This is a genomic window from Vibrio hepatarius (assembly GCF_001274785.1).
Classification (GTDB): domain Bacteria; phylum Pseudomonadota; class Gammaproteobacteria; order Enterobacterales; family Vibrionaceae; genus Vibrio; species Vibrio hepatarius.
Genome location: NZ_LHPI01000008.1, coordinates 121,535 through 135,908 on the forward strand (window position 1 = coordinate 121,535; position 14,374 = coordinate 135,908).

The 14,374-nt window shown below is 46.0% G+C and carries 11 protein-coding genes; 3 read left to right on the forward strand and 8 right to left on the reverse strand.

The annotated features are described in order from the left end of the window. Positions 1-24 precede the first annotated feature (24 nt). Complete coding sequence (nfo, locus tag AKJ31_RS10020; protein ID WP_053409097.1) at positions 25-909, reverse strand: deoxyribonuclease IV; 885 nt, start codon at positions 907-909, stop codon at positions 25-27. A 331-nt stretch (positions 910-1,240) separates the two neighbouring features. Between nfo and grcA the strand changes: the two genes are divergently transcribed. Together grcA and AKJ31_RS10030 are read left to right on the forward strand one after the other, a co-directional pair. Continuing rightward, the gene (gene grcA / locus AKJ31_RS10025) at positions 1,241-1,618 is read left to right on the forward strand and encodes an autonomous glycyl radical cofactor GrcA (protein WP_053408957.1); all 378 of its coding nucleotides are present in this window, start codon (positions 1,241-1,243) and stop codon (positions 1,616-1,618) included. A gap of 135 nt (positions 1,619-1,753) precedes the next feature. Next, positions 1,754-2,614 (forward strand): LysR family transcriptional regulator, encoded by an 861-nt coding sequence (locus AKJ31_RS10030; protein WP_053408958.1) that lies wholly within the window; start codon positions 1,754-1,756, stop codon positions 2,612-2,614. On the opposite strand, the gene AKJ31_RS10035 is transcribed toward AKJ31_RS10030, so the two are convergent. From AKJ31_RS10035 to secA, 6 genes are all read right to left on the reverse strand, one after another. Further along, positions 2,550-3,329, reverse strand: coding sequence for a TSUP family transporter (locus tag AKJ31_RS10035; protein WP_053408959.1), 780 nt, complete (start codon positions 3,327-3,329; stop codon positions 2,550-2,552). The genes AKJ31_RS10030 and AKJ31_RS10035 overlap by 65 nt on opposite strands. A gap of 208 nt (positions 3,330-3,537) precedes the next feature. Next, on the reverse strand, positions 3,538-6,768 hold the full coding sequence (carB, locus tag AKJ31_RS10040; protein WP_053408960.1) for a carbamoyl-phosphate synthase large subunit: 3,231 nt from the start codon (positions 6,766-6,768) through the stop codon (positions 3,538-3,540). Between the two features lie 16 nt (positions 6,769-6,784). Further along, positions 6,785-7,924, reverse strand: coding sequence for a glutamine-hydrolyzing carbamoyl-phosphate synthase small subunit (gene carA / locus AKJ31_RS10045; RefSeq protein ID WP_053408961.1), 1,140 nt, complete (start codon positions 7,922-7,924; stop codon positions 6,785-6,787). Positions 7,925-8,407: 483 nt separating this feature from the next. Beyond that, positions 8,408-9,217, reverse strand: coding sequence for a 4-hydroxy-tetrahydrodipicolinate reductase (gene dapB, locus AKJ31_RS10050; RefSeq protein ID WP_053408962.1), 810 nt, complete (start codon positions 9,215-9,217; stop codon positions 8,408-8,410). Between the two features lie 80 nt (positions 9,218-9,297). Then, complete coding sequence (gene mutT, locus AKJ31_RS10055) at positions 9,298-9,699, reverse strand: 8-oxo-dGTP diphosphatase MutT (RefSeq protein WP_053408963.1); 402 nt, start codon at positions 9,697-9,699, stop codon at positions 9,298-9,300. Positions 9,700-9,867: 168 nt separating this feature from the next. Further along, entirely contained in the window at positions 9,868-12,594 is a 2,727-nt protein-coding gene (gene secA, locus AKJ31_RS10060; RefSeq protein WP_053408964.1) for a preprotein translocase subunit SecA, read from the reverse strand. 320 nt (positions 12,595-12,914) lie between these two features. On the opposite strand from secA, the gene AKJ31_RS10065 reads away from it, so the two are divergent. Beyond that, complete coding sequence (locus AKJ31_RS10065) at positions 12,915-13,376, forward strand: DUF721 domain-containing protein (protein ID WP_053408965.1); 462 nt, start codon at positions 12,915-12,917, stop codon at positions 13,374-13,376. 64 nt (positions 13,377-13,440) lie between these two features. On the opposite strand, the gene lpxC is transcribed toward AKJ31_RS10065, so the two are convergent. Further along, entirely contained in the window at positions 13,441-14,358 is a 918-nt protein-coding gene (gene lpxC / locus AKJ31_RS10070; protein ID WP_053408966.1) for a UDP-3-O-acyl-N-acetylglucosamine deacetylase, read from the reverse strand. Between the last annotated feature and the right edge of the window lie 16 nt (positions 14,359-14,374).

Below are 14,374 nucleotides of genomic sequence, written 5' to 3' on the forward strand. Positions count from 1 at the left end.
GGAAGATTAATGCCACTTTTGTTACTACGCGCTCTGTGTGGTTGACTCAAGATGGAAGCGACGTAACTGAGCAATCTCATCTTTCCAGATATCAGGCTCAATTGTTTCTAAGATCAGTGGGATACCATCAAAACGAGCATCTTTAGCGATGTACTCAAAGCAATCCCACCCTATCTCACCTTTCCCTAAAGCATGGTGCCTATCGACCTTACTGCCAAGTAAAGATTTTGAGTCATTAATGTGCATTGCTCTGAGATAGTGCATACCGACCACACGTTCAAACTCCGCGAATGTCTCCTCACACGCATCAAACGAACGTAAATCATATCCCGCTGCGAACGTATGGCAGGTATCTAGGCACACGCCCACACGCTCTTTATCCTCAACTTGTTCAATGATCTCGGCCAAGTGCTCGAACTTCCAACCTAAATTTGTCCCTTGACCGGCGGTATTTTCAATCACGGCAATCACATCTGGCACGGCTTGATGCGCTAAGTTGATCGACTCGGCAATTTTACTCAAACACTCTTGTTCAGAGATCTTCTTTAAATGACTGCCTGGGTGAAAGTTAAGTAGAGACAAGCCAAGCTGCTGACAGCGCTGCATTTCGTCAATAAACGCTTCTCTCGATTTATTGAGTTTTTCTTCTTCAGGCGCCCCTAAATTAATCAAGTAAGAGTCATGGGGAAGAATATGCTGTGACTGATAGCCCAGCATCTGACAATTGGCTTTAAACGCGCGAATCGTTTTCTCTTCTAATGGTTTGGCTGCCCATTGGCGCTGGTTTTTAGTAAATAGAGCAAACGCGTTCGCTCCGATCTCTTTTGCTCGTAATGGAGCTTGATCAACACCACCAGCGGCGGATACATGCGCGCCGATGAACTTACTTCCAGACGACTTTTTTAACATTGTCATTTAATCACTTTACACTTTCAGCATACGAACCGAATTTCAGAGAGTTATCTTTTCCGATTCCCGTAATAACCACATTTTGTAGTAAAATTACAACAAAATGGATTTTTAAACAAAACTCTATATTGTCAAACAAACTGTAAAAAGCCTGTTTTTAAAGCTTTTATTGATTTAACTCAACAAAATAACCACCACAAAATTAATGTTTTCCGTTGTTATTTGACTTAAATCAATATAACAACAATGGTTATTCGCTATATAATACTCAGCTCGACGAAATTCGAAAGTTAACACCAATAACACCACAGTTGTGGACTAGGAGACAGTGATGATCCAAGGTATTCAAATTACTAAAGCAGCAAATGACCAACTGTTAAACTCTATTTGGCTACTTGATAGCGAAAAGAACGAAGCACGTTGTGTTGCAGCTACAGCAGGTTACGAAGCAGACCAAGTAGTTACAATCAACGACCTAGGTGAATACGAAAGCCGCGAAGTGGCTATCGAAACTGCACCACGTATCGAAGGTGGTCAACACTTAAACGTTAACGTTTTAAAACGTGAAACACTTGAAGACGCTGTAGCAAACCCAGAAAAATACCCGCAGCTAACTATTCGTGTATCTGGTTACGCAGTTCGCTTTAACTCGCTAACTCCAGAGCAACAACGTGACGTAATTGCTCGTACTTTTACTGAGACTCTATAAGCTTTAAGCTCGATTCTAACAAAAGCGGCGCTCTAACAGCGCCGCTTTTTTGTTTCTACTCAAATAGACCTTGGTGCATAACGACAACAAATCCGTTAAATTAAGTCATCTATTCCTCATATTCATTGGTTTATTATGCTATTGGAAGGCATTGAGACCCTATTGGTATTAAGTAAAGCAAAAACCATGAGCCGTACGGGCAGTCTGCTTTACATCAGCCAATCAGCGGTCAGTAAACGGATTGCGAACTTAGAAAAACGCTTAGGTAAGAAACTGATCGTTCCGGAAGGACGAAATGTACAGCTGACCCAAGAAGCGATTAACCTGATTGAGAGTATCGGGCCGACTTTCAATGAACTTCGTGGGCTCATCTACGAGCAACAATCGGTCGTAGAAAGCAGCATCATTAAACTCGATTGCTCCGAGACACTCGTCGCAGGTTATTTGGCAGGCGTGCTAGGCCAACATTATCGACAAGATCCATACCTTGTCATCACTACCAACCACACACCACGAATTGTTGAACACGTGCAGTCCGGCAAAGCGCAACTTGGTATTTGTGCGGGTTACTTACCGAATCATCACAACTTGATGACGTTCCATTTATTGGATGAGCCTTTCAGCATTGTTTACAATCAACCGCTCACCGAACTGCCCAGTACCATCATAACCAATGACCTCAATAATCCAGCCAACACCTATCAGCTGGCAATTCTCAACAAGCTAAGCATGCAACCGATAATGGAGATGGATTCTTACTCGGCGGCCGCTCAGTTAGCATTGTCGGGCATCGCTCCTGCGCTAGTGCCCCTCTCGGTGATCAAAACGCTAAAAATCGACGCTAAATACTGTCATCATTTTGAGCAGCTCAAACCGCTCTATCGTCCGATTCATATCTGCTTGCGACCGTCGGGCTACCGCAACGACCGAATCAAAACACTGATAGAATCCATTGTTGATGCTGTTCCCAAAGTAGCTTCAGAGCCATTAGCATAGACATCGTAATCACCAAAGGGCGAATCCACTTCTGCCCTTTGGTCACGACTACTTTAGCGCCAAGCCTAGCACCGATAAAACCACCCACAGCCATCACTAGGCCCAATTCCCAAATCGGCAACCCCGCCAGTACGAAGAACAACAATGCAGCGATATTAGAAGTAAAGTTGAGCACCTTAGTCCGTGCCGTCGCTTCGACCAAACCGAAATGACCCAGCGCGACAAAACAGACCGTAAAAATTGACCCCGTACCAGGACCAAAGAAGCCATCATAAAAGCCGATCCCGCCCCCGACAGAGAACGCGAACAGCGCTTCTGGCATTTTTGTTTTACCCTCTGTCTGAGTCGTTTTCGGCATCAATAGAAAGTAAACAGAAATAGCGATCAATAAAATTGGGATCAAGCTGGTGAGAATACCGGCATCAATGTGCTGCACCGCTTCTGCGCCCACTGCTGAGCCAACGAAAGTACAAGCGATCGCTAAGCGCATCTCTTTCAGGCTGACGATGCCGTTGCGGATAAAGTACCAGCTGGCAGAAAAGCTGCCGAATGAGCTTTGCAGTTTATTGGTCGCCAACGCCTGAGTCGGTGGCACGCCCGCTGCAAGTAACGCGGGCAGCGTTAATAAGCCGCCACCACCAGCCATGGCGTCAATAAATCCCGCCGCAGAGGCGACAATAAACAGTATGCTAAGAAGCTCAAAAGATAGTTCCATGGTATTTCAAACACTTACAATTCGATGGTTATACGTTACCACCACGCAAATAATTGAGTTAACGAAAGCTTCGATTACAACCCATTCCCAAAATTCAACAATATGTCTGCATTCGAAGTCAGCTAATAAGCAGAGACAAAAAAGCCCGCTCAATAGAGCGGGCAATGAGGTTGTCAGGTAAACCTGAGGTTTACCGATTTGTTATTCGTTACGCTAAGCTTGCTTTCACTTTCGCGTGCAGCTCTTGTACCGAAGTTACTGACGCTTTTGCATCTGCTGCGTGAGACATACACGTTGCAAACGCTGCGTTTAACGTTGTGGTGTAGTTCACTTTCTCAGCCAACGCACCGCGACGTAGCACTTTCGAGTCTTCAATCGCTTGACGACCTGCTGCCGTGTTAACGATGTAGGTATACTCATTGTTCTTGATACGGTCAAGAATGTGAGGACGGCCTTCGTGTACTTTGTTGACTAGACGAGGGTTGATGCCCGCTTCACCTAGAATAACCGCTGTACCGTGCGTCGCATCCAACTGATAGCCCAGCTTCACTAGCTTAGACGCTAGATCAACCACGCGCTCTTTGTCGCCTTCGCGAACTGACAGTAGCGCACGACCACCTTCAGGGTAAATCGCACCACAACCAAGTTCCGCTTTCGCGTATGCTTCAGCAAACGTCGTACCCACACCCATAACTTCACCAGTTGAGCGCATTTCTGGGCCCAATAGTGGGTCAACACCAGGGAACTTGTTGAATGGGAGCACTACTTCTTTCACTGAGTAGTAAGGAGGAATAATCTCTTTAGTGAAACCTTGTGATTCCAGAGACTGACCTGCCATGACACGTGCCGCGATTTTCGCTAGTGGTGCACCGGTTGCTTTTGATACGAATGGAACAGTACGTGCAGCACGCGGGTTCACTTCGATTAGATACACTTCGTTGTCTTTTACCGCAAACTGCGTGTTCATCAGACCACGTACACCGAGTTCGAACGCTAGCTTCTCTACTTGCTCACGCATCTTATCTTGGATTTCCTGACTTAGCGTGTAAGCAGGAAGTGAACATGCTGAGTCACCTGAGTGAACGCCCGCTTGTTCGATGTGCTCCATGATACCGCCGATAACCACGCGCTCGCCGTCACAAATAGCATCGATATCAACTTCTGTCGCATCATCTAGGAAACGGTCTAGTAGTACTGGTGACTCGTTCGATACGCTGACTGCTTCGTTGAAGTAGCGACGTAAGTCTTGCTCGTCGTATACGATTTCCATCGCACGACCACCCAGTACGTAAGATGGACGAACAACCAATGGGAAGCCAATTTCTTTCGACTTCTCAACCGCTTGCTCCATCGCCGTTACCGTTGCGTTTTGTGGCTGTAGAAGACCTAGACGCTCAACAGCTGCTTGGAAACGCTCACGGTCTTCCGCGCGGTCAATTGCATCAGGGCTTGTACCAATGATTGGCACGCCAGCTGCTTCTAGTGCGCGAGCCAGTTTAAGTGGCGTTTGACCACCGTACTGAACAATCACACCTTTTGGCTTTTCAACGCGAGCGATAGACAGTACGTCTTCCAGCGTGACTGGTTCGAAGTACAGGCGGTCAGACGTATCGTAGTCAGTCGATACCGTTTCTGGGTTACAGTTCACCATAATGGTTTCGTAACCGTCTTCGCGCAGTGCTAGTGATGCGTGTACACAACAGTAGTCGAATTCAATACCTTGGCCGATACGGTTTGGACCGCCGCCCAGTACCATGATCTTGTCTTTGTCTGTTGGGTTTGCTTCACACTCTTCATCGTAAGATGAGTACATGTAAGCCGTGTCAGAAGAGAACTCAGCCGCACACGTATCCACACGTTTGTAAACTGGGTGGATGTCGTATTGGTCACGTAGACGACGAATTTCGCTTTCAGCAACACCAAGTAGTTTAGACAGACGAGCGTCAGAGAAACCTTTACGCTTCATCTGGCGAAGCACGTCTTGAGTCAGACCCGCAAAACCACCCGCTTTCACTTGCTCTTCCAGTTTCACTAGCTCTTCGATTTGAACTAGGAACCAACGGTCGATTTGCGTTAGGTTGAATACACCGTCCACTGACATGCCAGCACGGAATGCGTCTGCGATGTACCAAATACGCTCTGCGCCCGCTTCTTTTAGCTCGTGGCGAATCGTAGTGAGTGCATCTGGTGCTTCTAGGTCAACCATTTCATCAAAGCCAGTTGCGCCAACTTCTAGGCCACGCAGTGCTTTGTGAAGAGATTCTTGCTGGTTACGACCAATCGCCATCACCTCACCTACCGACTTCATCTGTGTTGTCAGACGGTCGTTTGCACCCGCAAATTTCTCGAAGTTAAAACGAGGAATCTTAGTCACAACGTAGTCGATAGTTGGTTCGAATGATGCTGGCGTTGCGCCACCTGTGATGTCGTTTTGTAACTCATCCAGAGTAAAACCAACCGCCAGTTTCGCTGCAATCTTCGCGATTGGGAAACCCGTTGCTTTTGATGCTAGAGCAGACGAGCGAGATACACGTGGGTTCATCTCGATGATAACCATACGGCCATCTTTCGGGTTGATACCAAACTGTACGTTAGAACCACCCGTCTCAACACCGATTTCACGTAGAACCGCTAGCGATGCGTTACGCATTAGCTGGTATTCTTTGTCAGTCAGTGTTTGCGCAGGTGCAACTGTGATTGAGTCACCCGTGTGGATGCCCATTGGGTCGAAGTTCTCGATTGAACATACGATGATACAGTTGTCCGCTTTGTCGCGAACCACTTCCATTTCGTACTCTTTCCAACCGATTAGCGATTCATCGATAAGCAGTTCGTTGGTCGGAGATAAGTCCAGACCACGACGACAGATTTCTTCGAACTCTTCTTTGTTGTACGCGATACCGCCACCCGTACCACCCATGGTGAACGATGGACGGATGATACAAGGGAAGCCAACCATGTCTAAAACTTTGTAAGCTTCTTCCATCGTCTTCGCGGTATCAGCACGAGGACACTCAAGGCCGATAGACTTCATCGCTTTATCAAAGCGAGAACGGTCTTCTGCTTTATCAATCGCGTCAGCCGTTGCACCAATCATCTCTACGCCGAACTCTTCAAGTACGCCGTGCTTCTCTAGATCTAGCGCACAGTTAAGCGCAGTCTGACCACCCATAGTTGGCAGTACCGCGTCTGGGCGTTCTTTCTCGATGATCTTGCGAACAACTTCCCACTGGATTGGCTCGATGTATGTCGCATCGGCCATTTCAGGGTCAGTCATAATGGTTGCAGGGTTAGAGTTAACTAGGATAACTCGGTAGCCTTCTTCACGAAGAGCTTTACACGCTTGTGCGCCAGAGTAGTCAAACTCACATGCCTGACCGATAACAATCGGACCAGCACCAAGAATTAGAATACTTTGAATGTCAGTACGTTTTGGCATTATCTACTACTCCGAATTAAGCGCTGTGTTTTTTGATGAGTTCGATAAAGTGGTCAAATAGCGGTGCCGCGTCGTGTGGACCTGGGCTCGCTTCTGGGTGACCTTGGAAACTAAATGCTGGCTTGTCTGTGCGGTGAATACCTTGCAGAGATCCATCAAATAGTGATACGTGAGTCGCACGTAAGTTTTCCGGTAATGTTGCTTCATCTGCCGCAAAACCGTGGTTTTGCGAAGTGATCATCACAACGTTACGTTCTAAATCTTTTACTGGGTGGTTTGCACCGTGGTGACCAAACTTCATTTTCACCGTTTGCGCACCCGACGCTAGCGCCAGAATTTGGTGACCTAGACAGATACCAAAAATTGGCAGGCCTTTCTCTAGGAACACTTTGGTCGCTTCAATCGCGTAAGTACAAGGCTCTGGGTCACCAGGGCCGTTCGATAGGAACACGCCATCAGGGTTTAGTGCCAACACTTCTTCCGCTGACGTTTCAGCAGGAACAACCGTTAGGCGGCAGCCGCGGTCAACCAACATTCGTAGGATGTTGCGTTTTGCACCGAAGTCGTAAGCCACAACGTGGTATGGCAATTCGCCGTCAGCTTTCGCTTCTGGAAGGCCACCCTCGAGCGTCCACGAACCTTGTTTCCATTGATACGCTTCTTTTGTTGTAACTTCTTTCGCAAGGTCCATACCTTTCAAGCCAGGGAATTCTTGCGCTTTTGCTAGTGCAAGCGCTTCATCTAGGTTATCACCAGCCACGATACAACCGTTTTGCGCGCCTTTCTCACGAAGGATTCGGGTCAACTTACGAGTATCAATGTCAGCGATGCCAACGATGTTTTGCGACTTTAGGTAATCAGAAAGGGATTGTTCGTTGCGGAAGTTAGAAGCGATAAGAGGAAGATCGCGAATCACAAGGCCTTGTGCATGAATTGAAGAAGATTCTTCGTCTTCGGAATTGGTTCCGGTATTGCCAATGTGAGGATAAGTTAGTGTGACAATCTGTTGTGAATAGGAAGGATCAGTGAGGATTTCTTGGTACCCCGTCATCGAGGTATTAAAAACGACTTCACCGACGGATGTGCCATCTGCTCCAATGGAAACACCGCGGAACACTGTCCCATCTTCTAGGACTAACAGTGCTGATTTACTCAAGACAACCTCCAGAATAAAAATGCAAATATAATAAATTTAAGTGCAGATTTGCCTTCCATAGCGCTATAAGTAAGCGTAAATAGGTATTACAGACAAATTGGCGGTATTCTAAAGATGCGTGTGAGATGTGTCAACAGCGAGATAAAAATAAATTTAGCATTTAACCCAGTTAGCACTAAAAACTAATTTAGACGCCCAAAATACTAAGTTTAATCCGCTCATTTGCTAGTCAAAATGAAAACTAAGTGAAACAGCACAATAAAATAAAGATCCAAATCACACTTTTAAGCAACAAGAAAAAGCAAACGTTACACAACCAACATCAACATACTGTTTTGACACTAAACCCATAAAAACAGATCCAAACAGCCAAAAACAACATTTTAAATAATAGTATTTTCGCCACAGTTGTCATACTAATCTGAGATTAACGTTACCAGATACAAAAAGCGCCGGGCAAGCCCAGCGCATAATTATGTATTTCTATAAATCGTTCAACCCTAACACATCGGTCATGGTATAGAAGCCAGCGGGTTTGTCATTCAGCCACACCGCGGCTTTTACTGCGCCGTTAGCAAACGTCATACGATCAGTAGCTTTATGGGTGATCTCTACGCGCTCACCAATATCGGCAAACATTGCGGTATGCTCGCCGACAATATCGCCAGCACGAATGGTTGCAAAACCAATCTCATCTTTGGTGCGTTCGCCAGTAATACCTTCTCGAGCGTATACCGCGACATCATTCAGTTGGTTGCCCATCGCGCCAGCAATCGCTTCCCCCATACCGATAGCCGTACCAGAAGGAGCGTCTACTTTGTGGCGGTGGTGCGCTTCAACGATTTCGATATCGCAGTAGTCACCCATCACTTTAGCCGCTTTTTCTAGCAGCTTGAAAACCAAATTCACACCAACGGAATAGTTTGGCGCCATTACGACTGGTACTTGCTGAGCAATATCGTCGATCAATTCGCGTTCTTGATCGGTAAAGCCAGTAGTGCCAATCACGATGCTCTTGCCGTGTTGTTTACACAACTCTAGGTTGGCTAATGTACTTGCTGGCGCCGTGAAATCGATGATGACATCAAATTGCTCGATATCTTTGGCTAAATCATCCGTCAACGCGATATCAAACTTGCCTTCACCGCACAGCTCACCGACATCAACACCAACTAACGATGATTCTGGTCGTTCTGAACCTGCACCTACTTGTGCTTGTTTATTCAAAAAAGTTGCTTTAACCAGATTGCGGCCCATGCGGCCCGCTGCTCCTGCGATTGCAATACGTACCATTGCACTTCTCCATTATTCTAATATTCAGGGCTGATACCCTAAGCCAATTAATTTAAACTAACAATATTCCTGAGCTGTGGCTAGCAAGAAAATTCTTTCATCACTCTTTCTAGAATTGGTACGTTGGCTTCGGGAAAAGCATAGTTTTCTAAATCAGCGATTTTAACCCACAAACCTTGTTGACCTTCTTTACCATAAGGCTGGTTTTCAAATTGCGTTACACAGATAAAATCAAACTTTAGTGATTTATCTGGGTAGTCGTATTCAAGGTGTTCAAACAGACTTTGTTCCGTTGCAGTAATACCGATCTCTTCTTCCAGTTCACGAACCATCGCTTGTTCAATGGTTTCTCCTGGCTCAACTTTGCCACCCGGAAACTCCCAAAAGCCGCCTTTATGCTTATCGTCTGGGCGTTTGGTAATAAAGATCTCGGACTTATCTTGATTAAAAATAATCGCCGCTACGATATGAATACGTTTCATCTTACTTCCTTAATCAATCTCGGCTTAAAAAAAGAGCCGCATAAGCGACTCTTTAATCTCTCTACAATATGAGGCTAAGTTGTAGTGGTCGATAACAAGGAGGTGGCACGGAGTTTACGTCAGTAAATGAGTGCCACCGACACAGTCATCGGCTGTTACAACGACGCATCAGGCAATTTTGCCATGACACTGTTTATATTTTTTACCACTACCGCATGGGCAAGGCTCATTGCGACCCACTTTACGCTCGTCGCGAACCACTGGCTGATGAACACCTTGCTCTTCTTCGCCATCTGATAGTTGGTTTTCCGCTGACGCGTGTTGAGCTTGCGCTCGGCGTGCGGCTTCTTCTGCTTGCGCGCGACGTTGTTCTTCCATACGTTCAACTTCTTCTTGTTGTTGAACTCGTACTTTTGAAAGAATGGTGATCACGTCTGACTTGAGCGCTTCTAGTAGACCTTCAAACAGTTCAAACGACTCACGTTTGTACTCTTGTTTCGGGTTCTTCTGCGCGTAGCCACGTAGGTGGATACCCTGACGCAAGTGGTCCATTGCCGCTAAGTGCTCTTTCCAAAGCGTATCTAGCGTTTGCAACATCACCGATTTTTCGAAGTTACGCAGAACTTGCTCACCAACAACGGTTTCTTTCTCTTTGTATACTTCAACTGAAGTCGCAACAATCTTCTCACGAAGTGCTTCTTCGTAAAGTTTGTCGTCTTCAGCTAACCACTGTTTGATCGGTGCGTCTAGATCGAAGTCTTTCTTCAGACGATCTTCTAGACCTTCGATGTCCCACATATCTTCGAGCGATTGTGGTGGGATGTATTCATCGATCACTGCGTTCAGTACGTCATCGCGGTTTTGCTCAATCATCTCACTGATGTCATCAGCAACCATAAGCTCATCACGCAGTTCATAAACAACTTTACGTTGATCGTTGGCTACGTCATCGTACTCAAGCAGCTGTTTACGGATATCGAAGTTGCGGCCTTCGACTTTACGCTGTGCTTTTTCGATTGAACGAGACAACATCTTAGACTCGATCGCTTCGCCTTCTTCCATACCGCTTTGGATCAAGCTTGCCATACGGTCTGAAGTGAAGATGCGCAGAAGTGAATCTTCCATCGATAGGTAGAAGCGTGAAGAACCCGCGTCACCTTGACGACCAGAACGACCACGTAGCTGGTTATCGATACGACGAGATTCATGACGCTCAGTACCGATGATGTGTAGACCGCCCGCTTCAAGCACTTGATCGTGGATAATCTTCCATTCGGCTTTAATCGCGTCGATCTGTTCTTGAGTTGGGTTTTCTAGTGCTTCAATTTTCGCCTGCCAACTACCGCCCAATACAATATCAGTACCACGACCAGCCATGTTGGTTGCGATAGTCACCGCACCAGGCATACCCGCTTGAGCTACAATTTCTGCTTCCTTCTCGTGGAATTTCGCGTTGAGAACATTGTGCTTAATCTTGGCTTTCTTCAGCGCATTAGACAACAGCTCTGATTTTTCAATCGAAACAGTACCCACCAGCGACGGCTGACCTTTTGCCACACGCTCTTTAATGTCTTCGATGATCGCGTTGAATTTCTCAACTTCTGTGCGGTACACCACGTCAGGCATATCGTTACGGATCATTGGTTTGTTGGTTGGAATAACCACCGTTTCCAAACCGTAGATCGATTGGAATTCAAACGCTTCAGTATCCGCTGTACCTGTCATACCTGACAGCTTTTCGTATAGACGGAAGTAGTTCTGGAACGTAATCGATGCCAGTGTCTGGTTTTCGTTTTGAATCTTAACGCCTTCTTTCGCTTCAATCGCTTGGTGAAGACCTTCAGACCAACGACGACCAGGCATAGTACGACCAGTATGTTCGTCAACGATGACCACTTCGCCTTCGTCAGTCACGATATAGTCAACGTTTTTCTCAAACAACACGTGAGCACGAAGCGCTGCGTTAACATGGTGCAATAGGCTGATGTTCGCAGGCGAGTAAAGGGTATCGCCTTCTTCCATCAATCCATTTTTAGTCATCAACTCTTCAACAAACTCCTGACCCGTTTCTGTCAGGTGAACTTGTTTAGACTTCTCATCCACTGTGTAGTGGCCGTCACCACGGTATTCTTCTGAGTCTTCTTTGTCTTGCTGTTGAAGATGTGGGATTAGAGTATTGATACGAATGTATAGGTCTGAACTATCTTCTGCTGGACCAGAGATAATCAACGGTGTACGTGCTTCATCGATAAGGATTGAGTCCACCTCATCCACAACCGCGAAGAAACGGTCTCGTTGAACACGGTCTTCCGCACGGAAAGCCATGTTATCGCGTAGGTAGTCAAAACCGAATTCGTTGTTTGTTCCGTACAAGATGTCAGCTTGGTAAGCCGCTTTTTTCTCGTGTGGCGGCATGTTTGGTACGTTAACACCAACCGTCATGCCTAGGAATTCAAACAGTGGGCGGTTAGTTTCTGCGTCACGCTTGGCTAGGTAGTCGTTGACGGTAACAACATGTACACCTTTACCTGGTAGCGCATTTAGGTATGCCGGAAGTGTTGCGGTTAGGGTTTTACCTTCACCAGTACGCATCTCTGCAATTTGACCAGCGTTAAGGACCATACCACCGATAAGCTGAACGTCGAAATGACGCATGCCGTAAACACGTTTTGAAGCTTCGCGAACTGTTGCAAACGCTTCAGGAAGTAAGCTATCTAACGACTCACCTTGTTCAAGGCGTTGACGAAACTCAACAGTTTTTGCTTTCAATTCTTCATCTGAAAGTGCTTCAAATGTTGGCTCGTAGTTATTAATCTCTTTTACTATTTTTCTAAGGCGACGCAGTGTTCTATCGTTGCGACTGCCAATTACTTTTGTCAGTAGCTTAGTTATCATTTGCTATGAATCTCTCTTTACTTAGATCGGGCCCGATCTACTTTTAATGCCTTCAGTCTCTAACAGTTTTGAACTAAGAATACTGAGATAAATCACTTTCCTCAGATATTGTGATGAGAACTGTCAATTTCAAGGCTTATCTCTTTATTTGAGGCGCTTAGTTTATGGGATTTTACCGCTAACAACCAATAACATCCTTATTTGTTTGAAGCACTCTTAATTTTTTGTCCTTATATGCTGGAAGTTTATTCGTCACGCGCTCTATCTTCCCACCATCTCATTGACTAGAATAGAGCTATATATTTGATTCGAGGCTCACTATGAGAGATCACCGCCCTACCCTTGGGGATGAAATCATCGCGGAATCACGCTTTTCTCAGTTACAGAAGCATGCCGAAGAGATCATGTTGATCAATAAGGAGCTAAAAGCGATATTACCGCGAGGTACGGAAGATCATTGCCGGGTGGCAAACGTTCGTGACGGTCAGCTGGTGATTGAAGTTGCCAGTGCTGGGATCAAAATGAAACTTGATTATGAACGTCTGTCGATCCTTAACCAACTTCGCTCGCGAGGTTTTGCTCGTTTGATGGCAATTACGGTGCAAATCAACCCAGACTTATATCGTAATAAACAAGCCAACGATCCCGCTGAGCGAAAACCACGTGATCCAATTTCTGAAAATGCAGCACAATACCTCAATATGATCGCTAGTGGTGCATCGCCCAAAGTTAAAGCTCGCCTTGAGAGCTTGGCTAAGTTGGCGAAAAAAACGCAAAGCTGATTGCTTAGAAACTGCAGATACAAAAAAGCCAGACTTTACGTCTGGCTTTTTAATAATCTTATTTTTACGCGATAACCATATTTGGTTCAGCGAATGCGACTGGTGAAGGCGCGTCTTCTTCGAATGTTACCCATTCCCAAGCTTCTTGATCCGCAAGAACGGCACGAAGTAGCTGGTTGTTCAGGCCGTGACCAGACTTGAATGCGCGGAATTCACCGATAATTGGGTGACCACACATGTAAAGGTCACCAATTGCATCCAATACTTTGTGAGTCACGAATTCGTTTTCGAAACGAAGACCTTCTTCATTCAGGATACGGTAGTCATCCAGTACGATTGCGTTATCAAAGCTACCGCCTAGAACAAGGTTCTGTGACTGTAAGTGCTCGATATCACGCATAAAACCAAACGTACGTGCACGTGAAATTTCTTTCACAAAACCTTGTGAAGAGAAATCAAACACAAGGTGCTGCTCGTCTGATTCGATCGCTGGGTGGTTAAATTCGATCTCAAAATCCATACGGAAACCGTTGTAAGGCACAAGCTCTGCCCACTTATCGCCATCTTCGAAGCGAACTGGTTTCTTAATACGGATGAAACGCTTAAGCGCATTTTGTTCTTCAATGCCCGCTTGTTGCAGCAGGAATACAAATGGACTAGCACTGCCGTCCATAATTGGGATTTCAGGTGCATCGACTTCAACAATGATGTTGTCGATACCCATACCCGCAAGCGCAGCATTAAGGTGCTCAACCGTTGAGATACGAATACCTTCGTCATTTACTAGTGCTGTACACAGCATAGTATCGCGAACAGATAAAGCGTCTGCAGGAAAATCTACTGGTGGGTTCATATCGGTACGACGATAGATAACTCCAGTATTTGCAGCAGCCGGGCGAAGAGTAAGCGTGACTTTACGACCAGAGTGGAGACCCACACCAGTTGTTTTCACCATTTCTTTCAGAGTACGTTGTCTGATCATCTACTTTGCCTCAGTA

Excerpts from the sequence above, each read along its gene's own strand:
- AKJ31_RS10035 (WP_053408959.1), bottom strand. The coding sequence starts at position 3,329 with ATGGAACTATCTTTTGAGCTTCTTAGCATACTGTTTATTGTCGCCTCT.
- AKJ31_RS10030 (WP_053408958.1), top strand. The coding sequence starts at position 1,754 with ATGCTATTGGAAGGCATTGAGACCCTATTGGTATTAAGTAAAGCAAAA.
- nfo (WP_053409097.1), bottom strand. The coding sequence starts at position 909 with ATGTTAAAAAAGTCGTCTGGAAGTAAGTTCATCGGCGCGCATGTATCC.
- dapB (WP_053408962.1), bottom strand. The coding sequence starts at position 9,217 with ATGGTACGTATTGCAATCGCAGGAGCAGCGGGCCGCATGGGCCGCAAT.
- lpxC (WP_053408966.1), bottom strand. The coding sequence starts at position 14,358 with ATGATCAGACAACGTACTCTGAAAGAAATGGTGAAAACAACTGGTGTG.
- secA (WP_053408964.1), bottom strand. The coding sequence starts at position 12,594 with ATGATAACTAAGCTACTGACAAAAGTAATTGGCAGTCGCAACGATAGA.
- carB (WP_053408960.1), bottom strand. The coding sequence starts at position 6,768 with ATGCCAAAACGTACTGACATTCAAAGTATTCTAATTCTTGGTGCTGGT.
- mutT (WP_053408963.1), bottom strand. The coding sequence starts at position 9,699 with ATGAAACGTATTCATATCGTAGCGGCGATTATTTTTAATCAAGATAAG.
- AKJ31_RS10065 (WP_053408965.1), top strand. The coding sequence starts at position 12,915 with ATGAGAGATCACCGCCCTACCCTTGGGGATGAAATCATCGCGGAATCA.
- grcA (WP_053408957.1), top strand. The coding sequence starts at position 1,241 with ATGATCCAAGGTATTCAAATTACTAAAGCAGCAAATGACCAACTGTTA.